Origin of the sequence: Dactylosporangium sp. NPDC051485 (assembly GCF_040682015.1) — a bacterium.
Taxonomy (GTDB): domain Bacteria; phylum Actinomycetota; class Actinomycetes; order Mycobacteriales; family Micromonosporaceae; genus Dactylosporangium.
In genome coordinates, this window is the sequence record NZ_JBFAZW010000018.1 from 83,861 (window position 1) to 109,985 (window position 26,125).

At 70.6% G+C, this 26,125-nt stretch carries 25 protein-coding genes, 1 tRNA gene and 1 riboswitch; of the genes, 18 read left to right on the forward strand and 8 right to left on the reverse strand.

Going from position 1 to position 26,125, the window contains the following annotated elements:
- Positions 1-173: 173 nt before the first annotated feature.
- Positions 174-2,321, forward strand: a complete 2,148-nt coding sequence (locus tag AB0M46_RS13160; RefSeq protein WP_363335492.1) for a (Fe-S)-binding protein — start codon at positions 174-176, stop codon at positions 2,319-2,321.
- A gap of 110 nt (positions 2,322-2,431) precedes the next feature.
- Here the strand turns inward: AB0M46_RS13160 and AB0M46_RS13165 are convergent, their stop codons facing one another.
- Positions 2,432-2,665 carry a hypothetical protein gene (locus tag AB0M46_RS13165; protein WP_363335494.1) on the reverse strand — a complete coding sequence of 78 codons (234 nt, stop codon included), beginning with the start codon at positions 2,663-2,665 and terminating at the stop codon, positions 2,432-2,434.
- A 192-nt stretch (positions 2,666-2,857) separates the two neighbouring features.
- Between AB0M46_RS13165 and AB0M46_RS13170 the strand changes: the two genes are divergently transcribed.
- The 4 genes from AB0M46_RS13170 to AB0M46_RS13185 all read left to right on the forward strand — a co-directional run bounded on the left by AB0M46_RS13170 (position 2,858) and on the right by AB0M46_RS13185 (position 7,304).
- The gene (locus tag AB0M46_RS13170) at positions 2,858-4,183 is read left to right on the forward strand and encodes a hemolysin family protein (RefSeq protein WP_363335576.1); all 1,326 of its coding nucleotides are present in this window, start codon (positions 2,858-2,860) and stop codon (positions 4,181-4,183) included.
- Positions 4,180-5,202, forward strand: coding sequence for a hemolysin family protein (locus AB0M46_RS13175; protein WP_363335495.1), 1,023 nt, complete (start codon positions 4,180-4,182; stop codon positions 5,200-5,202). The genes AB0M46_RS13170 and AB0M46_RS13175 overlap by 4 nt, the downstream gene beginning before the upstream one ends.
- Positions 5,203-5,301: 99 nt before the next feature.
- On the forward strand, positions 5,302-6,042 hold the full coding sequence (locus AB0M46_RS13180; RefSeq protein ID WP_363335497.1) for a LamG domain-containing protein: 741 nt from the start codon (positions 5,302-5,304) through the stop codon (positions 6,040-6,042).
- A 111-nt stretch (positions 6,043-6,153) separates the two neighbouring features.
- A riboswitch (cyclic di-AMP (ydaO/yuaA leader) is annotated at positions 6,154-6,297 on the forward strand.
- A 53-nt stretch (positions 6,298-6,350) separates the two neighbouring features.
- On the forward strand, positions 6,351-7,304 hold the full coding sequence (locus AB0M46_RS13185) for an NlpC/P60 family protein (RefSeq protein WP_363335499.1): 954 nt from the start codon (positions 6,351-6,353) through the stop codon (positions 7,302-7,304).
- A gap of 46 nt (positions 7,305-7,350) precedes the next feature.
- On the opposite strand, the gene dcd is transcribed toward AB0M46_RS13185, so the two are convergent.
- Both dcd and AB0M46_RS13195 read right to left on the reverse strand, forming a co-directional pair.
- Positions 7,351-7,929, reverse strand: a complete 579-nt coding sequence (gene dcd, locus AB0M46_RS13190) for a dCTP deaminase (RefSeq protein ID WP_363335501.1) — start codon at positions 7,927-7,929, stop codon at positions 7,351-7,353.
- Positions 7,910-8,395, reverse strand: coding sequence for a MarR family transcriptional regulator (locus AB0M46_RS13195; RefSeq protein WP_363335503.1), 486 nt, complete (start codon positions 8,393-8,395; stop codon positions 7,910-7,912). Before AB0M46_RS13195 ends, dcd begins: the two co-directional genes overlap by 20 nt.
- Positions 8,396-8,462: 67 nt before the next feature.
- On the opposite strand from AB0M46_RS13195, the gene AB0M46_RS13200 reads away from it, so the two are divergent.
- Together AB0M46_RS13200 and AB0M46_RS13205 are read left to right on the forward strand one after the other, a co-directional pair.
- Positions 8,463-8,969, forward strand: coding sequence for a pyridoxamine 5'-phosphate oxidase (locus AB0M46_RS13200; RefSeq protein WP_363335505.1), 507 nt, complete (start codon positions 8,463-8,465; stop codon positions 8,967-8,969).
- A gap of 9 nt (positions 8,970-8,978) precedes the next feature.
- Positions 8,979-9,049: transfer RNA gene (locus tag AB0M46_RS13205), tRNA-Gly, on the forward strand.
- A 506-nt stretch (positions 9,050-9,555) separates the two neighbouring features.
- On the opposite strand, the gene AB0M46_RS13210 is transcribed toward AB0M46_RS13205, so the two are convergent.
- Complete coding sequence (locus AB0M46_RS13210) at positions 9,556-12,231, reverse strand: Hsp70 family protein (protein ID WP_363335507.1); 2,676 nt, start codon at positions 12,229-12,231, stop codon at positions 9,556-9,558.
- A 152-nt stretch (positions 12,232-12,383) separates the two neighbouring features.
- On the reverse strand, positions 12,384-12,539 hold the full coding sequence (locus AB0M46_RS13215; RefSeq protein WP_363335509.1) for a hypothetical protein: 156 nt from the start codon (positions 12,537-12,539) through the stop codon (positions 12,384-12,386).
- A 358-nt stretch (positions 12,540-12,897) separates the two neighbouring features.
- Between AB0M46_RS13215 and AB0M46_RS13220 the strand changes: the two genes are divergently transcribed.
- On the forward strand, positions 12,898-13,251 hold the full coding sequence (locus tag AB0M46_RS13220; protein WP_363335511.1) for a hypothetical protein: 354 nt from the start codon (positions 12,898-12,900) through the stop codon (positions 13,249-13,251).
- 2 nt (positions 13,252-13,253) lie between these two features.
- Positions 13,254-13,928 carry a nucleotidyl transferase AbiEii/AbiGii toxin family protein gene (locus AB0M46_RS13225; RefSeq protein ID WP_363335513.1) on the forward strand — a complete coding sequence of 225 codons (675 nt, stop codon included), beginning with the start codon at positions 13,254-13,256 and terminating at the stop codon, positions 13,926-13,928.
- Positions 13,929-14,242: 314 nt separating this feature from the next.
- Here the strand turns inward: AB0M46_RS13225 and AB0M46_RS13230 are convergent, their stop codons facing one another.
- The gene (locus tag AB0M46_RS13230) at positions 14,243-14,410 is read right to left on the reverse strand and encodes a hypothetical protein (RefSeq protein ID WP_363335515.1); all 168 of its coding nucleotides are present in this window, start codon (positions 14,408-14,410) and stop codon (positions 14,243-14,245) included.
- Positions 14,411-14,642: 232 nt separating this feature from the next.
- Between AB0M46_RS13230 and AB0M46_RS13235 the strand changes: the two genes are divergently transcribed.
- The 7 genes from AB0M46_RS13235 to AB0M46_RS13265 all read left to right on the forward strand — a co-directional run bounded on the left by AB0M46_RS13235 (position 14,643) and on the right by AB0M46_RS13265 (position 20,561).
- Positions 14,643-15,152 carry a SigE family RNA polymerase sigma factor gene (locus AB0M46_RS13235; protein ID WP_363335578.1) on the forward strand — a complete coding sequence of 170 codons (510 nt, stop codon included), beginning with the start codon at positions 14,643-14,645 and terminating at the stop codon, positions 15,150-15,152.
- A 23-nt stretch (positions 15,153-15,175) separates the two neighbouring features.
- Positions 15,176-16,360 (forward strand): hypothetical protein, encoded by a 1,185-nt coding sequence (locus AB0M46_RS13240; RefSeq protein ID WP_363335517.1) that lies wholly within the window; start codon positions 15,176-15,178, stop codon positions 16,358-16,360.
- A 113-nt stretch (positions 16,361-16,473) separates the two neighbouring features.
- Entirely contained in the window at positions 16,474-17,010 is a 537-nt protein-coding gene (locus AB0M46_RS13245) for an RNA polymerase sigma factor (RefSeq protein ID WP_363335519.1), read from the forward strand.
- Positions 17,007-17,834 (forward strand): zf-HC2 domain-containing protein, encoded by an 828-nt coding sequence (locus AB0M46_RS13250; protein ID WP_363335521.1) that lies wholly within the window; start codon positions 17,007-17,009, stop codon positions 17,832-17,834. The genes AB0M46_RS13245 and AB0M46_RS13250 overlap by 4 nt, the downstream gene beginning before the upstream one ends.
- On the forward strand, positions 17,831-18,610 hold the full coding sequence (locus tag AB0M46_RS13255; protein ID WP_363335523.1) for an ABC transporter ATP-binding protein: 780 nt from the start codon (positions 17,831-17,833) through the stop codon (positions 18,608-18,610). The genes AB0M46_RS13250 and AB0M46_RS13255 overlap by 4 nt, the downstream gene beginning before the upstream one ends.
- A 14-nt stretch (positions 18,611-18,624) precedes the next feature.
- Positions 18,625-19,869 carry an ABC transporter permease gene (locus AB0M46_RS13260; protein WP_363335525.1) on the forward strand — a complete coding sequence of 415 codons (1,245 nt, stop codon included), beginning with the start codon at positions 18,625-18,627 and terminating at the stop codon, positions 19,867-19,869.
- On the forward strand, positions 19,866-20,561 hold the full coding sequence (locus tag AB0M46_RS13265) for a hypothetical protein (RefSeq protein WP_363335527.1): 696 nt from the start codon (positions 19,866-19,868) through the stop codon (positions 20,559-20,561). Before AB0M46_RS13260 ends, AB0M46_RS13265 begins: the two co-directional genes overlap by 4 nt.
- Before the next feature lie 8 nt (positions 20,562-20,569).
- On the opposite strand, the gene AB0M46_RS13270 is transcribed toward AB0M46_RS13265, so the two are convergent.
- Both AB0M46_RS13270 and AB0M46_RS13275 read right to left on the reverse strand, forming a co-directional pair.
- Complete coding sequence (locus AB0M46_RS13270; protein ID WP_363335528.1) at positions 20,570-22,522, reverse strand: hypothetical protein; 1,953 nt, start codon at positions 22,520-22,522, stop codon at positions 20,570-20,572.
- Between the two features lie 45 nt (positions 22,523-22,567).
- Positions 22,568-23,338, reverse strand: coding sequence for an endo alpha-1,4 polygalactosaminidase (locus tag AB0M46_RS13275; protein ID WP_363335530.1), 771 nt, complete (start codon positions 23,336-23,338; stop codon positions 22,568-22,570).
- A 192-nt stretch (positions 23,339-23,530) separates the two neighbouring features.
- On the opposite strand from AB0M46_RS13275, the gene AB0M46_RS13280 reads away from it, so the two are divergent.
- Both AB0M46_RS13280 and AB0M46_RS13285 read left to right on the forward strand, forming a co-directional pair.
- Complete coding sequence (locus AB0M46_RS13280; RefSeq protein ID WP_363335532.1) at positions 23,531-25,297, forward strand: proline--tRNA ligase; 1,767 nt, start codon at positions 23,531-23,533, stop codon at positions 25,295-25,297.
- Between the two features lie 202 nt (positions 25,298-25,499).
- Positions 25,500-26,066, forward strand: a complete 567-nt coding sequence (locus AB0M46_RS13285; RefSeq protein ID WP_363335534.1) for a septal ring lytic transglycosylase RlpA family protein — start codon at positions 25,500-25,502, stop codon at positions 26,064-26,066.
- Positions 26,067-26,125: the final 59 nt, after the last annotated feature.

Below are 26,125 nucleotides of genomic sequence, written 5' to 3' on the forward strand. Positions count from 1 at the left end.
GGCGGCCAACGCCGTCCGAGGGGGCCAAATGCGTCACAACTTCCGGTGCAGGCGTGATCCTGCACGTCCGGTGGCCTAGCGTCTGTTGCGACCAACTTCACGTTACTCGCTGGTAACAAAGGGGCTAAGGTCCCCTGTGAAGTGGTGCAGGCCCGGACAGTAGGGGGTTTCGCATGGGTGTAGTGCAGATCGTCGCGACCATCGTCGCGGCGGCCATCACCGTGGTCGCGGTGGCGCTCGTCGTGCGGACCGTGCGGCGCATGCTGTCCGTGATCCGGCTCGGCCAGCCCGACCCGACCCGCGGCGGCGATCGCGGCCTCCGCCTGCGCAACATGCTCGCCGAGACCCTCGGGCACACCCGGATGCTGCGGTGGACCGTCGTGGGTGCCGCGCACTGGTTCGTGATGATCGCCTTCATCGTGCTCTCGCTGCTGGTGCTCGAGGCGTACTTCGAGGTGGTCAAGCCCGGCAACGGCCTGCCGCTGGTTGGCGCCTGGAACATCTACGGCCTGGTCACCGAGTGGATCGGGGTGCTGGGCTTCATCGGCATCCTGGTGCTCATCGGCATCCGGCTGCGCAACCTGCCGAGCAACCCCAACCGGCGGTCCCGCTTCACCGGCTCGACGATGTGGCAGGCGTACTACGTCGAGTACACGATCCTCGCGGTGCTGCTCTGCGGCTTCTTCATCCGCGGCTTCAAGGCCGCCAACGACGAGCTCGAGTGGCCGGTCTGGGCCGCGCCGGTCAGCCACGCGCTGGGCTCGGTCCTGCCGGCCTGGCCCGCCGCGGTCAGCCTGATCGCGATGGTCAAGATCATCGTCTCGATGACCTGGGTCATCGTCATCGCCAGCAACATCACGATGGGCGTGGCCTGGCACCGCTTCCTGGCCTTCTTCAACATCTACTTCAAGCGGGCGCCGGGCCGGAAGGGCTCGGGCCTCGGCGCGCTGCGGCCGATGACCAGCCAGGGCAAGCCGCTGGACTTCGAGGAGGCCGACCCGGAGAAGGACCAGTTCGGGGTGGCCACCGTCGAGCAGTTCAGCTGGAAGGGCATGCTCGACTTCACCACCTGCACCGAGTGCGGGCGGTGCCAGTCGCAGTGCCCGGCCTGGAACACCGGCAAGCCGCTGTCGCCGAAGCTGCTCATCCTCAACCTGCGCGACCACGCCTACGCCAAGGCCCCGTACCTGCTGGCCGGCGGCGACAACGCCACGCAGGAGGCCCTGGCCAAGGTCGACGTCCTTGCGCTCGCCGAGAAGGACCGGCCGCTCATCGGGGGAGTCGACGAGAGCGGCGTCATCGACCCCGACGTGCTGTGGTCGTGCACCACCTGCGGCGCCTGCGTCGAGCAGTGCCCGGTGGACATCGAGCACGTCGACCACATCGTGGACATGCGCCGGTACCAGGTGCTCATCGAGTCGAACTTCCCGACCGAGGCCGGCGTCATGCTGCGCAACCTGGAGAACAAGGGCAACCCGTGGGGCGCCGCCCAGTCCACCCGGGACGACTGGACCAAGGGGCTCGGCTTCGAGGTGCCCAACGTGGCCGAGGTCGAGGAGGGGGACTACGAGTACCTCTTCTGGGTCGGCTGCGCCGGCGCCTTCGAGGACCGGGCCAAGAAGACCACCCGGGCGGTGGCGACGCTGCTGCACGAGGCCGGCGTCAAGTTCGCCATCCTGGGCCAGGGCGAGACGTGCACCGGCGACCCGGCCCGGCGCATCGGCAACGAGTTCGTCTTCCAGATGCTCGCCCAGCAGAACGTCGAGACCCTCAACGAGGCCGGCGTGAAGAAGATCGTGGCGACCTGCCCGCACTGCTTCAACACGCTGTCGAACGAGTACGGCCAGCTCGGCGGCCACTACGACGTCATTCACCACACCCAGCTGCTGGCCCAGCTCGTCGCGGCCGGCAAGCTCACGCCGGTCCAGCCGCTGGACGGGTCGGTCACCTACCACGACCCCTGCTACCTGGGCCGGCACAACCGGGTCTTCGCCCCGCCGCGCGAGGTGCTCGGCGCGGTCGCCGGGCCGGAGCGCGACGGCGCCGGGCTGGTCGAGATGGACCGGTTCGCCGAGCGCTCCTTCTGCTGCGGGGCCGGCGGCGCCCGCATGTGGATGGAGGAGCGGATCGGCAAGCGGATCAACGTGGAGCGGGTCGAGGAGGCGCTGTCGACGGGGGCCAAGACGGTCGCCGTGGCCTGCCCCTTCTGCCTGACCATGCTCGGCGACAGCGTCACCGGGAAGAAGGCCGCGGGCGCGGCGCCCGAGGACGTGGAGGTCGTGGACGTGGCCTCGGTCCTGCTGAGGGCCGTCCAGCAGTAGGGTCTTGGCACCGCGGGCCTGGCAGGGAGGGCCGCCAGGCCCGACCGGTCTCTGACGGGAGCAACGGTCGTGCGTTGCACGGACCGGAGCCATGAAAGGTCTTTTGAAGATCACCGCTGCCCGATGACGTTCATCGCCATCGCGAGCGCAACCAGGACCGCGGCGGCGGTGGCGACGACCCGGAGGCCCTTGAGGTTCTCGGCCCAGGCCGTCTTACGCGCGCCCGGAATGAGGGCTTTCGTGCGCGCATAGTCGAGTCTCGCCCGTTTCGCCTTCGCGCTGGCGCTGCCCATGGCAATGCCGGCCGCGAGCGCGATGCCGGCCGCGATCAGTGCCGCTCCCATCGAGCCCTCCTCGCCGTCGGTGGTCTGGATTCAGCATCAGTGCTGCTCAAGCCGCCGCAAAGACCCCGAAAGTGGGACGGTGATCCAGGTATCTCGATCTCGTGTGGCTCGTTATCACCCGGCGTTGTGGGCGTGGTTTGGGTTCACGTGGAACAATCGGGGCACACCTGAAGGGATCATCGCGCGAACGTGTTGACCACACTGTTGCCCCTACTGGCGTTCGCGCTGCTCACCGCGGCGAACGCGGCCTTCGTTGCCGCCGAGTTCTCGCTCGTGACGGTCGACCGGGCGGAGATCGAGCAGCGGGCCAATGCCGGCGACCGCAAGGCCCGCACCGTCCGCCAGGCGCTGCGCGAGCTGTCGTTCCAGCTCTCCGGCGCTCAGCTCGGCATCACCCTGGCCGGCCTGCTGACGGGTTACCTCGCCGAGCCTGCGCTGTCGCACCTTTTCGAGCCGCTGATACGTCCCGTGCTCGGGTCGGTGACGCAGGGTGGCGCCCACGTGCTCGGCCTCATCGCGGCGACCCTGCTGTCGATGCTCTTCGGCGAGCTGGTCCCGAAGAACGCGGCCCTGGCCAAACCGATGCCGCTGGCCCTGGCCACCGCCGGGCCGCAGCGGATGTTCTCGCGCCTCTTCTCGTGGCTGATCACGCTGCTCAACGGCACCGCCAACTGGGTCGTGCGGCGCTTCGGCGTCGAGCCTCAGGAGGAGCTGGCCAGCGCGCGGTCGCCGGAGGAGCTGGGCCTGCTGGCGGCGATCTCCGCCCAGGCCGGCGCGCTGCCGAAGGAGACCGCGGTGCTGCTGCAGCGCACCATCCGGTTCGGCGACAAGCGGGCCGCCGAGGCGATGACGCCCCGTGTCGACGTCGTGTCGCTGCGCGCCGACGCCACCGTCGCGGACCTGCTGGCCACGTCGGTGCAGACCGGGTACAGCCGCTTCCCGATCTACGTGCAGACGCTCGACCAGGTCACCGGGGTCGTCACGGTCACCGACGCGCTGAGCGTGCCGCCGGTGCGCCGGCCGACCACGAGGGTGGCCGCCGTCGCCCGGGAGCCGGTGTTCGTCCCGGAGAGCCTCGACCTCGACGGCGTGCTGGAAGCGCTGCGCAAGGGCAACTCCGACGTGGCGATCGTGGTGGACGAGTACGGCGGCACCGACGGCGTCGTGACCGTCGAGGACCTCGTCGAGGAGCTGGTCGGGGAGATCGCCGACGAGCACGACGTCGAGGAGGAGCCGACCACCGCGCACGGCATGCCCGACCTGACCGCCCCCGGCGACGAGCGCACCCTGCTCGTCGACGGCGTGCTGCGCGAGGACGAGCTGGCCGAGGTGACCGGGTTCCACGTGCCGCCGGGGCCGTACGAGACGCTCGCCGGCTTCCTCATGGCCCGCCTGGGGCACATCCCGGCCGTCGGGGAGACCTGGAACGAGGACGGCTGGGAGTTCACCGTGGTCGAGGTCGACCGGCGGCGCATCGAGCAGGTCCGCGTGGTCCGCCCGGAGGTGCCGGCCGAATGATCCAGCTTGTCGTCACCGTCCTGCTGCTGTTCGGCAACGGGTTCTTCGTCGCCGCCGAGTTCTCCCTGATCGCCTCCCGGCGCACGGTTATCGAGCCGATGGCGGCCACCTCGCGGCGGGCCCGCACCGCGCTTCGGGCCATGAACGAGATCCCGCTCATGATCGCCGGGGCCCAGCTCGGCGTGACCATCTGCACGCTGGGCCTGGGCGCACTGGCCGAACCGGCCCTGGCCCACGGCCTGCAGGAGCCCTTCCACGCGATGCACCTGCCGGAGCGGCTGGTCCACCCGGTCGCCTTCGGCCTGGCGCTGGGCGTGGTGGTGTTCGCACACACGGTGGTCGGCGAGATGGTGCCGAAGAACCTCACGCTGGCCTCGCCGGAGCGGGCCGTGCTGTGGCTCGGGCCGCCGATGTACGCCTTCTGCACCGCCACCAAGCCCGTGCTCGTGGCCATGAAGTGGGCGTCCCGGACGATCCTGTCGCTGTGGCGGATCGAGGCGACCGGGTCGGTGAAGACGGTGTTCACCGCCGAGGAGCTGGCCGGGCTGGCCGCCCAGGCGACCACCGAGGGGCTGCTCGCGCCCGAGGAACACGCGCGGATCGCCGGGGCCCTGGCGCTGTCGCAGCGGACCGCGCGCGACGCGCTGCGGCCCTGGGCGGAGATCACCACGGTGGCCGAGGACGTGTCGCCGGCGTCGCTCGAGGTGCTGGCCACGCGGACGAACCGGTCGCGGTTCCCGGTCGTGGAGCGGGCCAGCCGGCGGGTGCTCGGGTTCGTGCACGTCAAGGACGTGATCGGGTTCGTCGGGCCGCAGCGGCGGGCGCCCATCCCGGCCGAGCTGATCCGGCCGCTGGGGATCGTGCCGCCGACCCGGACCCTGGCGGAGCTGCTGCTCGCCATGCGGCGGGAGCGGCAGCACATCGTGCTGGTCAGCGACGGGCGGGTGCCGCTCGGCGTGGTCACGCTGGATGACGTGCTGACCGCGGTGGTCGGGGAGCCGGTCCCGCAGGTGGCGTAATTTTCGGCATTTTCCGCCGCCCGGGCCGCCGGTGGCGGAATATGTCCGGTTATGCGCCGACGCCGATGGTTATGGGCGGTTCCCTGTGCGGTACTTGCCGTGGTCGGATTCGTGGCCCTGCGCCCCCAGGACCATCGGGTAGGCCAGCCCCTGCGGCGGCCGCCGTCGCCCGGCCACGGATCGGCGCCCGCAAGGAGCCTGTCGCCGTCGCCGTCGCCGAGTCGCGCCCCGGTCGCCGTGCGCTACACGTTCGACAGCGGGCTCGGGTCGCTGCATTCCCGGCAGGCCGAGGGCGGGGAGCTCGCCATGGTGCCGCACGACGGCGGACTCGCCGTCCGATTTCCCCAGAAATGTGCACATTACGGGGCTCCCAGTTGTCCGCGCGCCATCCTGCAGAGCGGGCCCGTCGGGTTTCTCAATCCGGGCCGCGGCGCCTTCACCTATGGGGCCAGCGTGCTCATCGGGCCCGATGAGACTTCCAAGGGCGCCAATGTCGTGCAGAAAGGGTTCTCGGTCGGTGGCAGTCAGTTCAAGTTGCAGGTCGACGGCGAGGCCGGGCGGCCCAGTTGCGTGATTGTCGGCACTGCCTCGGCTACCATTTTTGTAGCGCTCGCATCGCGGTCCGTCGCTGACGGGCGGTGGCACCGGCTGGCGTGCACGCGCGGTAACGCGCTGCTCACGGTGGCTCTGGACGGCGTCGAGGTGGGACGCACCGCAATTCCTTCGTCACTGTCCATTGTGAATGACGATCCACTGTGTATTGGCGGCAAGGGGACCAGTGCGAACAATGATCAGTTCGTCGGCGTAATCGACGACGTCTACGTCACTCGATTCGCGTGATTTTCGGAACAAATCGGACAGGAATCGCACACTCCCTTGAACCTGGGAACCCGGCCCCCTTAACGTGAATTCCCGTCGGGGCCGGACGTCCGCGCCAACCAACGGCGCGCCGGCCTGACACCGCCGAGTCGAATCGAGCCGGGGACCCACGCGTCCCAACCGGGGTGAATCCGCGTCGTGCACCTGAGCGCGCGGTAGGGCGACCTTCCCGCCCGAACCCGTCAGCTAACCCGGTAGGCGGTCAGGGAAGAAGGAGTAGCTCCTCGGTGGAGACCCATCTGAGGTGGACGAGGCGGCCCAGTCGTCTGGTGCGGCTCCTCGTTGCCACCCTCGGCGGTCTGTCTCTCGCGATCGGCATCACAGGGGGCGCCCACGCGGACCCGACGCCGGGCGAGATCGAAAAGCAGATCGACGACAAGTGGAACCAGATCGAGCCGATCATCGAGCAGCACAATCAGCTCAAGATCGAGCTCGCCGCCAACCAGACCAAGCAGAAGCAGCTCGAGGCGCAGATCGCGCCGCTGCGGGCCCTTGTCGACGCGGCCTTCGACAAGGTCAGCGCGTTTGCGGTCATGCAGTACAAGAACGGGCGCTTCTCCAAGCTCGACGCGATGCTCACCACCGGTTCACCGGACACGTTCATCGACCAGATGACGATGCTCAACATGCTGGCCAAGGACGAGCAGGACAGGATCAAGGACGTGCTCGTCGCGAAGCGGCAGTACGACGCCCAGAAGGGCCCGATCGACGAGCTGGTCGCCAAGCAGGCCGAGCAAGAGGCCGCGATGGCGCAGCAGGAAACCCAGATCAACGCCGAGATCAAGAACCTCAACGACATGCGGACCAAGGCCTACGGGTCGTCGGGCGGCACGGGGAACCTGCGGCCGGTAGCCTGCCCGTTCGAGTACACCGGTGGCCCGGGCGCCAAGGCGGCCCAGGTGGCGTGCTCGGAGATCGGCAAGAGGTACGTGTGGGCCACCGAGGGCCCGAACACGTTCGACTGCTCGGGGCTGACGCTGTACGCCTGGAAGCAGGCCGGGTACACGCTGCGGCACTACACACAGTGGCAGTACGACGACACCACCCGCGTCTCCCGGGCCAACCTGAAGGCCGGCGACCTCGTCTTCTTCTACAAGGACAACCACCACGTCGGGCTCTACGTCGGCGGCGGCTGGATGGTCCACGCACCGAATCCCAGCCAACCGGTGCAGATGAAAAAGATCGATGCAGAGCCGATTTCGGGGTACGGCAGAGTCGCCTAGCGACAGGGCGGGTCCTTCGGGACCCGCCCTCTTCACTGCGTCAGCGCTATTGCGTAGGCCAGGTCTTCCAGTTCTGCCACGAGCGGCTCGGCGTCGGCCCGCGCTGCCCCTGGTACCGCGAGCCGTAGACCGCCGAGCCGTACGGGTGTTCCGACGGCGAGGACAGCCGGAAGATGCACAGCTGGCCGATCTTCATCCCCGGCCACAGGCGGATCGGCAGGTTCGCCACGTTGGACAGCTCCAGCGTCACGTGCCCGGAGAAGCCCGGGTCGATGAAGCCGGCCGTGGAGTGCGTCAGCAGCCCGAGCCGCCCCAGGCTGGACTTGCCCTCCAGCCGCCCGGCGAGCTGGTCGCCGAGCGTGATCACCTCGAGCGTGGAGGCGAGCACAAACTCGCCGGGATGCAGCACGAACGGCTCGCCGTCGCCGACCTCGACCATCGAGGTGAGCTCGTCCTGCTGGATGGCGGGGTCGATGTGGGTGTACAGGTGGTTGTTGAAGACCCGGAACCACCGATCGAGCCGCACGTCGATGCTGGACGGTTGCACCAGCGCTTGATCGAACGGCTCGAGGCGCAGCTGGCCGCCCTCGAGCTCCTTGTACAGGTCACGGTCGGATAGCAGCACCCTCTGAGGTTAACGGTGCCGCCTCGTCGGCAGCTTGTGTGGTGGCTTGGAGAGCTTTTTGCAGCACATTTGCCGCGATGTCCAGTTCTTCCCTGGTGTACTGCGAAAAAGCCGCCCGCAGGTGCACCCCCAGCGGCGCGAAGAACGCGTGCGCCAGCTCCCGCGCCGACGGTCGCATGTGCAGCACGATCCGTCTCCGGTCGGCGGGGTCGGGCCGGCGCTCGATGTGCCCGGCCCGCTCGAGTCGCGCCAGGAGCGCCGTGGTGGCCGCCGGCGAGAGGGACAGCCGCCGAGCCAGCTCCCCGGCCGTGAGCGGCTCACGCTCCTCCGCCGCCCGCCAGACATGCGCCACGGCGTTCATGTCGGTGCGATGCAGCCCGTGCGCCCGCACGAACACGTCCACGAACCGATCGGCCTCGACGTTGAACTGCCGCAGCAGGGCGATCAGCTCCTCCGCTCCGCTCACCGCTTCAGTTTGCCTCTTTCGGGAAATCTGGCAATCCTCGTACACATGTTCGAGTAGCGTCGACTGTATGGCAACCTGGGCTGACTTCGCGGCCGCCGAGCCGGACCTGGCCGCGGCCATCCACAAGCTCGTCTGCCAGTACGGTCCGGGCCTGGCCTACCTGGCCACGGTCCGCCCGGACGGCGGCCCGCGCATCCACCCCGTGTCCCCGGTCATCACCCCCGCCGGCCTGTTCTGCTTCGTCCTGCCGTCCCCGAAACGCCACGACCTGGACCGCGACGGCCGCTACTGCCTGCACAGCTTCCCGCCCGAGGACTCCGACGACGAGGCCTACCTCTCGGGCCACGCCACCCCGGTCTCCGACCTGGAGCTGATGAGCACCCTGGCCACCACGATGCGCGCCGCGCCGAGGGTGGACTGGCGGCTGTACGAGCTGTCGGTGGACGTCGCCCTCCTGGTCCACCACGACACCCCGACCACCGCAACCCACACCGTCTGGAAGCCCAAAACCCGACTCCCCCCGAAACCTCGCCAGAATGGTCCGTGCACGAAGCCCGTGGATTCGGTACAGTAGGCGTCGCTCGCGGGTGTAGTTCAATGGCAGAACATCAGCTTCCCAAGCTGACAGTGAGGGTTCGATTCCCTTCACCCGCTCGGACCTAGGGGCCCTCTGTCCACGGAAAGCGTGGACCGGGGGTCCTCGCCTTTTCTCCTGGGGCCCGAGCCCCAGACCCCACGATCTGTGGTGCTCGCGGTCGTGGTTGCTACGCACCAAGCACCTTCACTTTCCTGCCGGCTGACGCCTGGCGCGTCTGGGTGCCGTCGCAATCCTTCGTGACGGTCACCCGTGGCCGGGTCCAGGGCCTCGGCGTGGGGCGACGGCGTGCCGTGGGTGCGGACTGGTGGGTCGCTCTGACGGGTCCACGCAGATCGGTGAGGCGTGCGGCCAGCGGAATCGCGTCGCTGGCCGTGGCTGGGTTCCTGGCGGCACGGTCTTCTACGAAGGGCACGGCAAACCTCTTCGAGAACGCCGCTTCGCGTACCTGCCGGTCGGGCCGACTGCGGAGTCGAACACGGGGTCGTTCGAGGGCCCAGGTTCCGATCGCTCGGCGGCGGTTGGTACCGATGGACCGCGAGCTGGTAGCCGTGGGTGGTCCGGGCTACTTGGCGTACTTCCAGATGGTGTAGTCCTTGGCGCCGGGGCAGATGAGGCTGGTCGAGGTCCACCCGCAGCCGGCCGAACGGATCGTCGGGGTGCCGAGGCTGGTCCGGAGTTTGTTGTCGAGGTCCAGGCCGTGGAGGGTGACCGGCGCGGGTTTCGTGCCCAGGGTGCCGGTGAAGACGAAGGCGCGGTTCGTGTCGATGCCGACCAGGGCGCCCTCGTGGCTGGCCACGGTGGTGCCGCGGGTGTCGTAGACGGTGCCGCCCTTGGTGGTGTTGACGATCAGGTAGCGGTCGTTGTAGTCGCCGCCCAGGGACTGTAGGGGGCGGCGGAGGTCTACGTCGGGGGCGGGGACGCGCCAGACCTGCTCGGCGGTGGAGCCGGAGCGGTAGCGGGCGAACTCGCGGGTGGACTCGTCGGTGCCGACCTGGTCGATGACGCACAGGTCGCTGCCCTTGGAGCAGCCGCCGATCCAGACCGGGGAGCGGTTGGCCGGGCCGTGGAAGCCGGGCTGCGGGTTGCTGTTCGAGGCGGTGACGGTGCTGACCTGATACTCGGTCTGCTGGTTGGCGTACACGAGGCCGTCGAAGCCGACCCGGCCGACCGGGGCGGTGTCGGGGATGTCGGCGACCTTCTTGGGTTCCTTGGCGCCGATGTCCCAGACGGCGCCGCCGGCGGCCACCAGGACAACGTTCGTGGTGGTGTTGGTGGGGCCGAGCAGCCGCCAGCCAGTGGGGAGGCCGATCGTTGTGGTGCCAAGGCCGGAGGCGACCTTGCCGGTGACCGAGGAGATTCGCGACATCTGATTGGTCTTGCGGTCCAGCCACAGCAGGGGTAGGGCACTGCCGGTCGACGGGTGGGCGTCGCCGGCCATCAGGATGCCGTCGGCGCCCACGGCGGACGTCCACTCGGTGCCGTCGATGTTGTTGACGCCGACGAGTTGGCGCTTGCCGTTCTCGGGTTCGGCCAGTGCCACGATGTAGTCGCCGATCATCAGCGCCTGGCTCCACTTGGCCGCGTCGCCGACCTTCTTGCGCTTGGTGGTCGAGGTGCTCAAGTCCAGGGTCGCCACGTCGACCGCGCGGCCGATCTGGGTGACCGTGTGGGCCTTCTTCTCGGTGAGGAACGCGGTGGCGAAGTCCGTCTCGGTCATGCCCTCGACCTGGATCGAGGCCGTCTGGGACAGCGTCTGGAAGGTGGGCTTCGGCTTGATCACCTGCCAGAGCCCGTAGACGGCGCCGCCCATGCATCCGAATACGAGAGTGAGGATCAGCAGGACGCGCAGCGCCGTCTTGCCGCCGTTGCGCCGGCGCGGTGGTGGCGGCGGCACTGGCATTGGGCGCTGATAAGGAAACGCGGGCGGCGGCATGACCGGCACGGGCCGCGGCGACACCGGCGACACCGGCGTAGCGGAGACCGGCGCCGGCGCGGGATAGGCGGACACCGGCATGACCGGCATCGGTGGGCGTTGCAGCGGTACCTGATGCGGCACGCCCGACGTTGAGATGCCGGTACGGGTATCGAACATGCCCGTGGTCGGCGCCGGAGCGGGCGGCTGCCGGAGCGGTCGCGGTTGCTGCGGCGCGGTCTGGGCGATCAGATCGGCGAGCGCACCCTCCGCGACCGGCAGCTCCGGCTGCTCCAGCATCGTCGGCGCCACCCCGAGTTCGGTGTGCAGGGTGTGCGCGACCAGCGGGATCCGGCTTGCTCCGCCGACCAGGAACACCACCGACAGGTCGGCCGGGGTCAACCGGCTGCGCTCGACGGTGGCGATCAGTTCGGCCACGCCGCGGCGTACCAGCGGCCGGGCCAGCGTCTCGAGCTCGTCGCGGGTCACGTGCAACGAGCCGCTCACCCCGGGCACCGCAACCGACGCCGTGGTCGCGCGGGACAGCATCTCCTTGGCGGACCGGACCTCGTCCCAGAACTGCCGCCTGTGCCGCCGGTCGAGTTCGGTGGTCGGCTGCGAGATCGGCAGCCAGACCGCCGGTTCGGTGCGCTCGAGCTGCTGCCCGAGGTACGCGACGAGCGCCGCGTCGATGTCCAGTCCGCCCAGGTCCTCCACACCGCCCCAGCCCAGGACGGTGAACCCGGTCGCCTCCCGGCGCACCATCGCCACGTCGAGCGTGCCGCCGCCGAAGTCGAACACCGCGATGGTCCCGCCCGACGGAACCGGCCGACGCATGACGTCGGTGAAGTACCGCGCCGCCGCGACCGGCTCCGGCATCAGCCTGACCTGCGGCCAGCCGGCCCGGGTGGCCGCGTCCTGCAGCGTCTGCCGGCGCAGGCTGCCCCACGCGGCCGGGTAGGTGAGCACCGCCGGCGGCAGGAACCCGACCGCCTCGCCAGCCGCCCCGGCTACCGCGCGCAGGACCGCGGCGAGCAGGTCCACGACCGGCACCTCCCGCCCGGCCAGCAGCACCGCACCGTCGTCGATGCGTTGTTTGGGGTTGGGCTCGTATCCGCCCGGATCGACCTGCGCCATCCGCTCGGCGTCCCGGCCGGCGTGGATGGTGCCGGTGCTGTCCACGTAGACCCCGGATGGCAGCACGGGCCGTCCGTCCACGAGCAGCGGCCGGGTCCGGCCGTCCGGCCAGCGGAGGATCGCCACGGTATTCGAAGTCCCGAGGTCGATACCGATCGCATGCCCCGACCCCGCCAACGGAGCTGTCACGGCCAGGATCGTACGCGGTGCGGCCCCCGCCGGGCGGCCCGTGAGTTCCGGAGCGGTTACCCTGTGCGCCTGGTCACGACCGGCTGCGGGCTCAGCGGGCCGGGGCGAGCAGCCGGTCGCGGAGGAGGGTGCCCGGCTCGTCGAACCACTCGTCATGTCGCCGTGGGCGGCAGGTAGGCGCGGCTGACGCCGGGCCCGCCGCCGGTGCGGCGCCCGACGACCCGCCACCGGACCGCGCGGTGTCCCTCGAACACGGGGAACGTGACCGGCACCGCGATGGCGCCGGCGGCCGAGACGCGCCGGGCCATTAGCGGGCCATTAGCCCAGGCGAAGGCTGGCCGCTCCAGGCCGCTCGCTGCTCGCGTGACCTGCTAGTTCACGGAGTTGGCGGCGGTGACCTGTCCGGTTCCCAAGCTGACAGTGAGGGTTCGATTCCCTTCACCCGCTCCACGGCGAAGGTCCTGGTCAGGACGTGAGTCCAGCCAGGGCCTCTTGCATGTCCGGTCACTCGAAACCCGATGCGGGCCATTGGCGTGCCATTACTCGACTGTCAGCTGTCTCGACGCGCTTGCGGGTGCCCTCGGGTGGCGACGTCGCGGCGGGGTTCGTCGCGACTCATCGGTGGACTACCGTTGACGTGAGTCGCGTGGCGATGGAGGTGCGGGAATGAGTATGGACGGCGCCCAAGCGCCGCTTGGGTCGCGCTACGCGGACCAGCGTCCCTACGTCGTCGTGACCGACCTGGGCGAGTTGCATGGGCCGACCACCGGTGAGGCAAGACTTGACCGGCGGTTGAACTGGTCGGGCCGGGCTGTCTACGACCTCGGTAACCCGCGACGGTTGGCGAGCATGTACGAGACAGTGCTTCGCGAGGCCACACATGTCGAGGAACTCCAGACGTGGCTCGACGCCCCGACGCTGCAGAGACTCTGGCCTGATCTCGTGCTGCCACCGCAGGTCCGGCAGCTCTGGGAAGCCCAGTTTCCCGACCTCGCCACCACACGGCGGCCCGCTGCCTAGTGATGCACGACAAAGCGCCGACGCACCGACGGCTCGCGGAGATCGGACTACGGGCCGGCGGACCGCACGGGTTCGCCTTGGCTGGCGGTCACGCCGTTGCCGCCCACGGCATCCTCCAGCGTCCGAGTGAGGACGTCGATCTCTTCGCTGACTGGCAACGACGGGCCAACTTTCCCGCCGCGGTCGAGGTCGTCATCGCCGCCTACGTGGCAGCCGGCTACGAAGTGGAGATCGACCACCGCACGGAGACCTTTGCCCGGCTCTACCTCACGGACCCGGCAGAGCGAAGCGAGCACCACCGCGTCGAGCTGGTCGCCAACTGGCGCTCACAGCCGCCGGTGCAGATGGACATCGGCCCGGTGCTGCACGCCGACGACGTCTTGGCCGGCAAGGTGGACGCTCTGTACAACCGCGCCGCCGCGCGCGACTTCCTCGACATCGATGCCGCGATCGCGAGCGAGCGTTACACGCTGGAACAGTTGTGCCAGCTTGCCGAGGCGCTTGACGCAGGCTTTGACCGGGCAATCTTCGAACAGATGCTGCGGTCGATCATCCGATTCGATGACGAGGACTTCGCCGAGTACGGCGTCGATCCTGCCGAGGTTTCGGCGCTCCGGAAGCGCGTCGACGGATGGCGGGCACAGTTGTCGAAGGCCCGAGACGCACCGGGCCATTAGCGGGCCATTAACTCAGGCGAAGTCTGGCCACTCCAGGCCGCTCGGCAACTACGTGAGCTGGAGGTTCACGCGCTCGGTCAAGGCGACCTGTACGGTTCCCAAGCTGACAGTGAGGGTTCGATTCCCTTCGCCCGCTCGGACCTAGGGGCCCTCTGTCCACGGAAAGCGTGGACCGGGGGTCCTCGCCATTTCTCCTGGGGCCCGAGCCCCAGACCCCACGATCCGGGGTCGGCCTTCGTGGTGGGGGTCGGCCCTCGCCGTCGTAATCCGCCGCGAAACCGCCTCGACGCGAAGCCGTCCTAGCGAGCCAACGCTTACGGAGAAGGCTCAGAAGCTTCGTCGAGCAACTGGCTTCGCCAGTCGGCGAAGCGGGCACGCGGGGCGGTGAGGCGGCCGGGGTCGGCGTCGTAGAAGGCGAACCGCCTGTCGGGGTAGCGCTCCAGCATGGCGAAGAGGTCGGCGAGCGCGCTCGGGTGGAGCACCGGCCCGACGTCCATGCGGGCCTGCCAGAGTGCTTGCAGCCGACATACCGCGCGGAGCGTCTCCTCGTTGAGCCACGCGCGGTGCCCAGTACCGCCGGGACATCGCCGCAAGGCGAATAGAGCGAGCAGGGGATCGCGCAAAAGATCTTCGCAACCTGGACTCCGGCCTCCACGTGTTCGTCATGCCGTCGCAGGGGCGGCAAGACAAGGGAGGAAGGACAGCGTGACCGCAGTGACAATCCCAGCCGCGGCCACCTACCGGAGCGGAGCTGAGTCGTCGGCTCACGACTTCGACGAGTTCTATGCCGCGAAGTTCGACGTGCTCCGGGGACAGATCTACGCCTACCTCGGTGACCGGGCCGAGGCGCAGGATCTGGTCCAGGAGGCGTTCTGCCGGGCGTACAGCAAGTGGAAGAAGATCTGTCGCTACGACGACCCGTACGCCTTCGTGCGCCGGGTCGCCTGGAATCTGGCCACCAGCAGGCTGCGCCGGCAGCAGACCTCGATGAACTTTCTGCGCCGGCAGCGTGAGGAGCACGCGGACGGACCGTCGCCGGACCGGGTAGCGCTCGTCGCCGCCCTCGCGAAGATCCCTCCGCAGTTGCGCAAGGCCGTCGTCCTGCACTATCTCGGGCACCTGTCGGTGGCCGAGATCGCCCAGCAGGAGGACGTCGCCGAAGGCACGGTCAAGAGCTGGCTCAGCCGTGGCCGCGCCGCCCTCGCCAGCCACCTTCAGCACTGAAAGAACTGAAAGAGGAGACCACGATGACCGACCAGTTCGACCACCTGCTCCACAACGCCTTCGACGACTTCGCCGCCGCCGAGCGCAGCACCGCCGAACAGGCTCCGGGTACCGCCGCGGTACGCCGCACGGTGGCCGTCCAGCGCCGCAACCGCTACAGCATGCTCGGCCTCCTGGGCGCCGTACTCATCGCCATCCCGGTGGCCGCTTATGCCGCCAACCCGCGAGGGAACAATTCCCCGCCGTTGCCGGGCACCTCGGTGGCGGCTTCGAATTCGCCGTCGGCGACAGCTTCGGCGTCGCCCACCCCGAGCGAAGGCGCGACCGCCGCCTCGACCGCCGCCTCGACCGACCCCGTGCCCGGCATGTACCTCTACCGGGTCGGCAACACCACCGACGACCTCCTCCACCGGGCGCCGGGCGGCGACTGGCGGAAGATCACGACCGTCAAGGGCCCGACGCCGGCCGAGCCGATGACAATGTCACCCGACCACCAGCACATCGCCTGGGTGCTCGACGGCAAGCTGCAGATCAGTGCCCTGGACGGCAGCAAGGTCAAGACCGTGGTCGCCGCCACTGGAACGCTCTCGTGCTCGAGAGTCACGTGGGCGGCTGACTCCCGTCATCTGCTGTTCCAAGCGGTCGCGTCCGGCGACAAGGGCACCACGCTCGAGACGGTCAACATCGACGGCACCGGACGCAAGACGCTCGGCACCGCCACCGAGGGCTTTGACTGCGGCCTCGGCTCCGTCGACGGAGCGACCGGGTACGTGGTGTCGCGCTCGGGAAAGAAGCACCTGGTGGCTTTCGACGGCAGCGGCGCCCCCCGCACCGTCAGGGCAAGCTGGCCCTCCGGTTGGCAGCCCAATGAGGTCGTCGCAGCCGCGAACGGGTCGACCCGCCTGCTGGTGGCCATCGTGAGCGACTCCGCGTCGTGCGGCTGCTCACCGCCGCAGCAGTACGTCATCGTGGACACCGCTACCGGCCAGGTGACCAGGCTCGACAACGCGCAGGACAAGGAGGGCAGCGCGCCGATCTCCGGGGCGTTCACCGCGGACGGCCGGGTGGTGCTCATCGCCGACCGGAACCGGGGCAACGGCACCGCGGTGGACCCGTTCCTGACCGTGTTCAGCGCCGGCGGCGCGATCCTGGGCAGCGTGCGGCTGCCGGACATCGAATACGGCTACCTCGCGGGCTTCGACGCGTAGCCGCGCAACCAGCGCACGGGCGGGCGGGGACAGGGTCCCCGCCCGCGACCTGTTCGCGGAGCGCGCGAACCCCGGCGAGAACCATTTCGCTCGGGCGTGCGTCCTAACCTTCTGTGATGGAGGCGGACGACAGAGCACTGCTGCGCCTCATCGGCAAGGGCGACCGGCGGGCGTTCGAAGCGTTCTATGCCCGCAACGCACCCTGGCTGGCGCTGCGCCTGCGCCGCCGCTGCCGCGACGCGGAGCTCGCCGACGAGATGCTGCAGGAGACCTTTCTTACGGTCTGGCGGGCCGCCGGCAGCTATCGGGGTGACGGCGAGGTCGTCGGCTGGCTGTGGTCGATCGCCGCCCGCCGCCTGGTCGACACGATCCGGCGGGCCCGGGTCCGCCCGCAGACCGTCGACACACCCGATGACACGCAGCTGGCCTGGTCGCCGTCCGCGGAGGAGGAGGCGATGGCCGGGGCCTACGACGCCAGGCTGGAGCAGGCGTTGCGCCGGCTGTCGCCCGAGCTGCGGGCCGTGCTCCAGGCGACCGTCCTGGACGGCCTGACCGTCCGGGAGGCGGCCCTGATGCTCGGGCTGCCCGAGGGGACCGTCAAGACCCGCGCGATGCGGGCCCGCCGAGAGTTGAAGGCCGCACTGTCATGATCACCGGTGACTATCACCTCCACGAGCTCGTGCTGCAGGCCTACGCCGAGAACCGGCTCGGTGACGCCGACGCCTGGTCGGTCGAGGCGCATCTGGACCACTGCCCGTCCTGCCGCGCCCGCCTCGTGCCCGACGAGCAGATGGGACAGCGGATCGCCGCGTTCGGGGCGAGCCTGCGGGCGGACCTGCCGCGACAGGGCAAGGTCCGGTCCGGCTCCCGCTGGCGGCAGGTCGCCGTCCTGGTCGGGGCGGGGCCGGCGGCGCGGCTCGGCTGGCTCGGCTCGGTCGCGGCGACGGTCGGGCTGTTGGTGGCGCTGGCCGCCGGTCCGGCGCAGGCCCGGTCGTGGCTGCTGCTCGTGACCCCGGCACTGCCGGTGCTCGGGATCGCCGCCTCCTACGGGCTGCGGGCCGACCCGCTGCATGAACTGGTGGCGGCGACCCCGTACGCCGGATTGCGGATCGTGTTGTGGCGGTGCCTGTCAGTTCTCGCGGCGACCGCGCCGGTCGCGCTCGCGGCGGGCAAGGTCTCCGGCATCGGCGTACCGGTGCTCTGGCTGCTGCCCTGCCTCGCGCTGACCGCGCTGACGCTCGGGCTCGGCACGCTGCTGGAGATCGGTTGGGCGGCCGCGGTGGTGGCGGCGGGCTGGGCGGCGGTGGTGCTGGCGCCGGTCGGCAGAGCGTGGGCGGGGACGGTGCTGGCGCCGGTCGGCAAGGCGTGGCTGGTGGCGCCGGAGGCCGGTCCGGCGTGGGTGGCGGTGACGGCGTTCGGCGCGGCGTTGGTGTTCTGGCGGAGGGATCGGATGGAGATCGGGGTACGGCGATGACGGTGAACGTGGACGGGCCGCCGACCGTGATCGTGGAGGGCCTGCGGGTCGGCTACGGCAAGCGCGTGGTCCACGACGGCCTGGATCTGGCGCTCACGGCGGGTGTGCACGGGCTGCTCGGGCCGAACGGCGCGGGCAAGACGACCCTGATGCGGGTGCTGGCGACGGTGGCCCGGCCGGCCGGCGGCCGGGTGCGGCTGCTGGGCCAGGACATCTCGGACCGGGCGGCGCTGCGCGGGGTGCGCCGGCGGTTGGGCTACCTGCCGCAGACGTTCGGGTTCTATCCGCGCTTCACGGTGCGCGAGTTCGTCGAGTACTTCGCCTGGCTGCGGGAGATGCCCCGGGAGCAGATCCCGCTCGCGGTCGACCGGGCGCTGGTCCGGGTCGGGCTGCTGGACCGGGCCGACGACCGGATGAAGCACCTCTCCGGCGGGATGCTGCGCCGGGCCGGCATCGCGCAGGCAATCGTCAACGACCCGAGTCTCATCCTGCTCGACGAGCCGACCGCCGGCCTCGACCCCGAGCAGCGGGTCGAGTTCCGGGCCCTGCTGCGGGAGTTGGGCGTCGACGCCTGCGTCCTGGTCAGCACGCATCTGGTCGAGGATGTCACCGCGGCCTGCAGCCGGGTGAGCCTGATCGACGGCGGACGGCTGGTCTTCGCCGGCACGCCGCAGGCGTTGGCCGGCGCGGGCGCGGACGGCGACAGCGGCGACTCCGCGATCGAGCGAGGCTACGCGGCGGTGCTGCGCGGCGCGCGGGCCGGCGCGGCCCGATGAGGCGCCCGCTGCGGGTGGAACTGCTCCGGGGTACGGCGCCGGCCGTGGCCCTGGCCGCCACCGGTGGCATGGTCTGGATGCTCTGCGTGCACACCGATGCCTGGGCGGGCCGGTGGGCCGGGCTCGCCGGCTACTTCCGGGTCTGCCTGCTGATCCTCTGCGCGATGATGGTCGCCGCCGGCGCCTGGCAGGCCGGCCGCGAGCGCCGCCGCGGGATGGGCGAGGTGCTCGCCTCGACGCCCCGCCCGGCCTGGCAACCGCTGCTGGTCTCCTGGCTCTCGGTGTCCCTTGCCGGCACGGCAGGGGTGGTCGCCGCGCTCGCCGGCGCGGCGGCGCTGATCGGTTCGCGCGCCACGTATGCGGGGCGCGACTGGTGGTGGGTGCTGCTGGTCGGGCTGCTCGCCCTCTGGACCGCCGCCGCGCTCGGGGTTCTCGTCGGGCGGCTCGTCCCGTTGCGGACGGTCGCTCCGATCGCCGGCGTCGCCACCTACGCCGGGCTCGGCGCCGCCATCTACGTCGACTCCAGCCGGGCCACCTGGCTCTCCCCCGCCCGCGACGGCCTGCGGGCCGAGCTGTTGGTCCCGGGCGATCTCCACCTGGCGCAGGCGGCGTGGTTGCTCGCGTTGACCGCGGCCCTGCTGGCACTCGCGGCACGGTTGCGCTGGGTGGCGGCGCTCGCCGTCGCGCTCGCCGCCGCCGCGGCGGTGCCGATCGTCGCCGGACCGCGGGTCGGCCGGCTCCCGACCGACCCGCGCGCCATCGAACCGGTCTGCACCACCGCCGGACCACAGGTCTGCGTGGCGCGCGTCAACGCATTCCTCCTCGACGACGTTGCGGCAGCGACCCAGCCGCTGCTGGCCCGGGTGGCGGGGATACCCGGCGCGGCGACCCGGGCGGCGGACAGCACCATCCGGCCCGACGGGGAGGTCCTCGGACAGACCGAGACCGTCTGGCTGAATCTGCTCCAGCAACCACGGGTGTTCGGCGGCCTGGCGACGGTGGGCGAACTGCGCGACGGCTTCCGGCAGATGACCGACCCGTACTGCGACGGCGTGCAGGACGGCGCGCAGGGCGCATACTCCGAGAAGGCCAACAGGGCTCGCAAGGTCGCCCTGGAATGGCTGCTCGACGAGCCGCAGCCGACCGACCGGCTTCGGGCATTACCGCTGGAGCAGCAACGGGCATGGTTCGGCGAGTTTCTCGCCGCCGCGCGGGCCTGCGACGGCAACCGCCTGATCGAACTCGGGGAGCGGCTGTGAGCCGATCCCGCGCGCGCCACAGGCCCCGGCGCACGACCGCGCAGGCGGCCGCGCGCCTGGCGCAACTGCACCTGAAGGCCCGGGGCGGGCCGGTCTTCGGGGCGGGCCTCGGGCTGGCCACGCTCCTCGCCTGGACCGGTGGGAACTGGCTCGCGACCCGGCCGTACTTCGACGGGCCGGTGGCCCGGATCCCGGTCGTCCTGATCGCTCCGCTGATCGCCGCGGTGCTGCTCGCCCCCACGCTGGCCGGCGCGGACGACGAGCTGGAACGCGGCATGGCCCTGCCGTGGCGGCGGTGGCGCCTCGGCCACCTGCTGGTCGCCGCGGCCGCGATCGGCGGGCTCCTGGCGCTGACCGGGCTGCGGGCACCGGAAGTCTTCGGGGCGTACGCCCTGCTGCGCAACACCCTCGGCTGCGTCGGGCTGGTCGCGCTCGGCACCGTGCTGCTCGGCGCCCGGCTCGCCTGGCTGCCCGTGTTCGGCTACGTCTGCGCCGTCTACGCGGCAACCCCGCGTCAGATCGGCGGGGTCGCCGGCGTCTGGGCCTGGCCGGCGCAGCCGTCGTCGGTCACCACCTCCTGGCTGACCGCCGGCACCCTCTTCGCGTTCGGCACGCTCTGGTACGCCGCCCACGGCGCCCAGCGTGACGTGCGGGCACTGTCGCGCGGACGGGGAAGTGACCGGAAGAGATAACCCGCGGATCAGCCGGCGGTGATCGGGCGGACGTCCCAGAGCCAGACGCCGTCGACGATTCGGCCCGGGGCCACCTCCGGGGCGACCAGCTTGTCGATGGTCTGGCGGATGACCCGCTCGTCGCGCCAGCCGACCGGGAAGACGATCGTCGTGGCCTTCCAGAACTTCAGGTCCTCGCGCATGTCCTCACGCTGGGCCGGGGTGACGTCCGGGGACGTCAGCAGGGTGCGGACCCACAGGAAGTAGCTCGTGGTGTTGCGCCAGCCGGGGCCGAAGTGGGCGTTCTTGTCGGTCGGGTCGGTGTCGTTGGGGCCCAGGAAGTAGCCGGCGACGAACTTCACCTCGAAACGGGTGTCCGTCGACCAGCGCATGATGTTGAAGTTCTCGTTCCAGCCGCTGGGCAGGGTGACGACCACCGGGTCGGGCGGCAGGTCCTTGCGCCAGTTGCCGTCGGCGAAGATGGCGGGCAGGGCGGGGCGGTCGGCGGCCGGCTGGGGCAGCGGTATGAGCGGGACCAGGGCGATGACCAGCGCCAGGGCCCACACCAGGGCGGAGATCGGAGGGCCGCTCGGCAGGGTCGGCGGCGGGGCGGGGGAGATCGGCGACGGGGCAGCCGGGGTGTGGAAGACGGACGCCGCGGCCGGGCCGGAGCCGACCAGCGCGGGGACGTGGTCGTGGTCCGAGACGTCGTCCAGCTCCGCGATGTCGGAGAAGTCCTCCAGCTCCTCGAACTCCTCGATGACGAAGGCCAGGCGCAGGCGCTCCACCACCAGGACGTCGATGAGCAGGGCGACCTCCACGCCGACGGCGACGGTGACGATCAGGCCCAGGCGGGTCGGCACGATCGAGTCGAACAGGGGGAGGGTGGCGATCCAGTGCCACGGGCCGTGGGCGTCGTGGTAGTCGATGCCGTTGTAGCGCAGCACGTCGCCGAACGAGCAGATCATGAAGACGAAGCCGGTGACGAACAGGGCGCGGGAGAGCCGGCTGCGCCACAGGGCCACGGAGCCGGCCAGCAGCAGGATGATGAGCGGCAGGCCGAAGAAGCTGTTCTCCTCCGAGGCGCCGTCGCGGTTGAGGCGGGCGGCCTCGGCGACGTCGCCGGCGAGCGAGTAACGGCCGAAGTTGAAGTACGACAGGATGTCGAGGTTGATCGCGCGCACGCCGTTGTCGAGGCCGCGGTACGTCTGCGGCCCCCAGAACTGGAAGTACAGCGGATAGGCCAGCACCGCGAGGGCGGCGAGGACGGCGACGCCCAGCTTCGGCCACGCGGCCCGGGCGAGCGACGGCAGCTGGCGCGGCGGGATGTAGGCGAGCAGGAACACGGCCAGCCCGAGCGCCGTGAAGAACAGCATCTCCTCGTTGATGCCGGCCTGCAGCACGACCAGGGCGGCCAGCCACAGGCCGCGGCGCCAGACCCGGCCCGGGTGACGGAGCCGCAGTACCGCCGCGACGATGAGCGGGATGAGGGCCTGGCCGGCGATGTTGGGGTGGCCCGCGGCCTGCGAGACGATCGCCGGGGCGAAGCCGAGGAACGCGCCGGCCACGCCCGCGGCGATGCGGGAGCGGCCGAACTCGCGGCTCAGCACCCAGTACCAGCCGGCGGCGGTGCCGGCGATGGCCAGCGTCGAGATGATCGCGAACGTGACGCCCACGCCGAGCCAGAGGGTGACGGGGGTCAGCGGCAGGGCCACCGTCAGGATCGACGTGTTGGCCATCAGGTTGACGCCCATCGGGTAGTTCACGTCGTCGGAGAAGAACGGCGAGCGGCCGTGCGTGAACAGCTCGGTGGCGTGGGTCAGGAACCACTCGAAGGTGAAGTGGTCCTGGAAGTTCAGTGCCAGGTAGCGGCCGTTGGGGTCGGCCCACAGATGCTGCAGGACATACACGGCGCCGAGGACGTAGCCCAGCATCACCAGCGGGTCGAGGGCCCTGACCAGCACGTGTCGCCTGAGGATCACGCGCTGGAGTCTAGGGGAGCCGGGCCAGCGACGGGACGGCCGCGGTCAGCACGCCGCGCGGTAGGCGTCCAGGGCCATGCGCTTGCGCACGTTGGAGAAGCGCAGCCCGGTGGGGGTCGGGCACTGGGCTGCGCCGTACTCCACGTGGAAGACGGGCTTCTGCGCGCTCGTGAAAGGAGCCAGAAGGCCGCATTCCCGGTACTTCATGCACTGCTCGTTGACGGCGAAGTCGAAGTACGGCTGCAGCGCCGAGACCTGCGCGAGGTCGTTCTTCAGGCCGACGGCCAGGCCCTGGGCGTGCGCCAGGGCGGCCACCCGCTGGTTGAAGGCCAGCTGGTCGGCGGCGGTGAGCGGGAAGCCCGAGTCGTTGGCGTAGCCGTCCATGTTGTCCGGGTCGACCGCGTCGAAGCCCTTGGCCCGGCAGTCGGCGAAGCGGGCGGCGAGGATCGGGCCCAGCGCGTCCCAGCGGCGCACGTCCAGCCACCGCTCGCCGGCCCAGCCGTCCAGCGCCTTGCCGCGCACCTCGGCCGGGAACTTCGCGGCGTCGGACCGCCAGTCCTCGTACGAGCCGGCGTCCACGTAGCAGACGACCATCCGGCCGGCCTTGTGCAGGGCGGCGACCTGCGCCTTGGTCGAGTCGGCGCCGTCGATGTCGTAGACCTGGGCGGCCACCGTGGTGTCGAGCTTGCCGCTGAACTGGATCTGCCAGCTCAGACCGATGGCGGGGTGCCACCATGCGGGGGTGGCGGCCCGTGCGGGTACCGCCGAGGCGAGCACGGCGACGAAGACCAGGACGACGGCGAGGGTGCGGCGCATGGCCCCGACATCGGCCGGGGGTGCCCGTGCGACGGGTGGAAACCGGGTGCGGCCGCAGTGCGATGACGGACCGCACACGGAAGATGACGGACCGAACAGGAATGGTGTACCGGGCGGAAACCCCCGAGACCACAAAACGGTCCGTTCGGTATCGTCCAACCTGACGGAAACGGCCTTGAGAAGGTGGACGCAATGGTCCTGAAGATGTCCTCGCTGTTCCTCCGGACGCTGCGCGAGGATCCCGCCGACGCCGAGGTGACCAGCCATCGGCTGCTCGTGCGCGCCGGATACGTGCGCCGCGTGGCGCCGGGCATCTTCACCATGCTGCCGATGGGCCTGCGCGTGCTGCGCAACATCGAGCGCGTGATCCGCGAGGAGATGGACGCGATCGGCGGGCAGGAGCTCACGTTCCCCGCCCTGCTGCCGCGGGAGCCCTACGAGGCGACGGGGCGCTGGACGGAGTACGGCGCCAACCTCTTCCGCCTCAAGGACCGCCGCCAGGGCGACTACCTGCTCGGCCCCACCCACGAGGAGATGTTCACGCTCGCCGTGAAGGACATGTGCTCCTCGTACAAGGACCTGCCCCTCACGCTGTACCAGATCCAGTCGAAGTTCCGCGACGAGGCCCGTCCGCGGGCCGGCATCCTGCGCGGGCGCGAGTTCGTCATGAAGGACTCCTACTCCTTCGACGTCGACGACGACGGCCTGGACGCCGCCTACGCCCGCCACCGCGCGGCCTACATCAACATCTTCGACCGGCTGGGCCTGGACTACGTGATCTGCTCGGCGATGAGCGGCGCGATGGGCGGCAGCGCCTCGGAGGAGTTCCTCGCGCTGTGCGACATCGGCGAGGACACGTTCGTGCGCTGCGCCAACGGCGACTACGCGGCCAACGTCGAGGCGGTCACCACGCCCGCGCCGGCCGCGCGGTCCTTCGACGGGCTGCCCGCCGCCCAGGTCGTCGACACGCCGGACACGCCGACCATCGAGACCCTCGTCGGCCTGTTCAACGCCCGCGACGACCTGCGCAAGGCCGAGGGCGACTGGGCGGCCGGCGACACGCTCAAGAACGTCATGCTCATGCTGACCCTGCCCGACGGCAAGCGCGAGCCGCTCGCGATCGGCGTGCCCGGCGACCGCGAGGTCGACCTGCGCCGGGTGGAGGCCAACGTGGCCCCGGCCGAGGTGGCCCCGATGACCGAGGCCGAGTTCGCGCAGCACCCCGCGCTGGTCAAGGGCTACATCGGCCCCGGCGTGCTGGGGGAGAAGAACAGTTCCGGGATCCGGTACCTCGTCGACCCCCGCGTCGTCGACGGCACCGCCTGGATCACCGGGGCCGACGAGCCCGGCAAGCACGTGGTGCACCTCGTCGCCGGCCGCGACTTCACCGCCGACGGCACGATCGAGGCGGTCCGCATCCAGGACGGCGACGTCTGCCCCGTCGACGGCGGCCGGCTCGAGCAGGCCCGCGGCATCGAGATCGGGCACATCTTCCAGCTCGGCCGCAAGTATGCGAAGGCGCTGGGCCTGTCGGTGCTCGACCAGAACGGCAAGGCCCAGGTCGTCACCATGGGCTCCTACGGCGTCGGCGTGACCCGCGCGGTCGCCGTCGTCGCCGAGCAGACCGCCGACGAGCGCGGCCTGTGCTGGCCCCGCGAGCTGGCCCCGGCCGACGTGCACGTGGTGGCGGCCGGCAAGACCGAGGAGATCCGCGACGGCGCCGAGCGGCTCGCCGCCGACCTCGAGGCCGCCGGCCTGACCGTGCTGCTGGACGACCGCAAGGACGTCTCGCCGGGCGTGAAGTTCAACGACTCCGAGCTGATCGGCGTGCCGACCATCGTGGTGGTGGGCAAGCGGCTGGCCGACGGCGTGGTGGAGATCCGCGACCGCAAGACCGGCACGAAGGAAGAGGTCGCCGCGGACGGTGCGGTGGCCGCGGTCAAGGCCGCGATCGCCTGACCCTCGCGGGCTCGGCCGAACGGCTCCTTGGTGCATCAGCCGTTCGGCCGGACCTATGCGGGCAAATCGGGACATGAGCCGCGCTTGTGTTTGACGGCTGTGCGGGACCGGCCGATACCGTCGGTCACGGCCTTGCTGTCGACGAAGGGTGCTGACGTTGTCCGGCCGACATTCCGTCGCGCGTCCCCGTCACCTCGTCCCGTTGATCGCCGGCCTCGGTGCCGCGATCGTCCTGGTGGGCGGCGCGGTGGCCACCGTCAATCTCGGCGCCGACGCGAAGCCCGCCGCCTCGGCGGTCTCCGACGCGTCGCGCAGCCCGCAGGAGCGCGCCGACCGCGGCTCCCGCCCGAGCCCCTCCTCCGAGGCGCCGGCGGTCGAGGCCCTCGCATCGGCGCAGGTCACGGCCCCGCCGTCGGCCGCACCGACGAGCTCCAAGCCCAAGCCAACGCCCACGAAGACCGCCACGCCGACCCCGGCGGGCGTCTCGACGAGTGGCACATGCAAGGTTTCGTACTACTCCGACGGCCAGAACACGGCCAGCGGCGAGCCGTTCAACCCGAACGCGATGACCGCCGCGAACAAGGAGTGGAAGTTCGGCACGCAGGTGCGGGTCACCAACCTGGCCAACGGCAGTCAGGTGGTCGTCACGATCAACGACCGGGGACCGTACGTGTCCGGGCGCTGCATCGACCTGTCCCGGGCGGCGTTCCAGAAGATCGCCTCGCTCGGCGCCGGTGTCATCACGGCGAGGTATGAAGTCCTCCAGTAAGGCACTCCCGGCCGTTTGATGGAGCGGTCCGGGCGTCAGTAGGTGGCATGCTGTTGGCC

Coding starts and splice junctions, on each gene's coding strand:
- AB0M46_RS13160 (WP_363335492.1), top strand. CDS start 174: ATGGGTGTAGTGCAGATCGTCGCGACCATCGTCGCGGCGGCCATCACC.
- AB0M46_RS13165 (WP_363335494.1), bottom strand. CDS start 2,665: ATGGGAGCGGCACTGATCGCGGCCGGCATCGCGCTCGCGGCCGGCATT.
- AB0M46_RS13175 (WP_363335495.1), top strand. CDS start 4,180: ATGATCCAGCTTGTCGTCACCGTCCTGCTGCTGTTCGGCAACGGGTTC.
- AB0M46_RS13200 (WP_363335505.1), top strand. CDS start 8,463: ATGGCAACCTGGGCTGACTTCGCGGCCGCCGAGCCGGACCTGGCCGCG.
- AB0M46_RS13215 (WP_363335509.1), bottom strand. CDS start 12,539: ATGGCCCGGCGCGTCTCGGCCGCCGGCGCCATCGCGGTGCCGGTCACG.
- AB0M46_RS13220 (WP_363335511.1), top strand. CDS start 12,898: ATGAGTATGGACGGCGCCCAAGCGCCGCTTGGGTCGCGCTACGCGGAC.
- AB0M46_RS13225 (WP_363335513.1), top strand. CDS start 13,254: ATGCACGACAAAGCGCCGACGCACCGACGGCTCGCGGAGATCGGACTA.
- AB0M46_RS13240 (WP_363335517.1), top strand. CDS start 15,176: ATGACCGACCAGTTCGACCACCTGCTCCACAACGCCTTCGACGACTTC.
- AB0M46_RS13250 (WP_363335521.1), top strand. CDS start 17,007: ATGATCACCGGTGACTATCACCTCCACGAGCTCGTGCTGCAGGCCTAC.
- AB0M46_RS13255 (WP_363335523.1), top strand. CDS start 17,831: ATGACGGTGAACGTGGACGGGCCGCCGACCGTGATCGTGGAGGGCCTG.
- AB0M46_RS13275 (WP_363335530.1), bottom strand. CDS start 23,338: ATGCGCCGCACCCTCGCCGTCGTCCTGGTCTTCGTCGCCGTGCTCGCC.
- AB0M46_RS13280 (WP_363335532.1), top strand. CDS start 23,531: ATGGTCCTGAAGATGTCCTCGCTGTTCCTCCGGACGCTGCGCGAGGAT.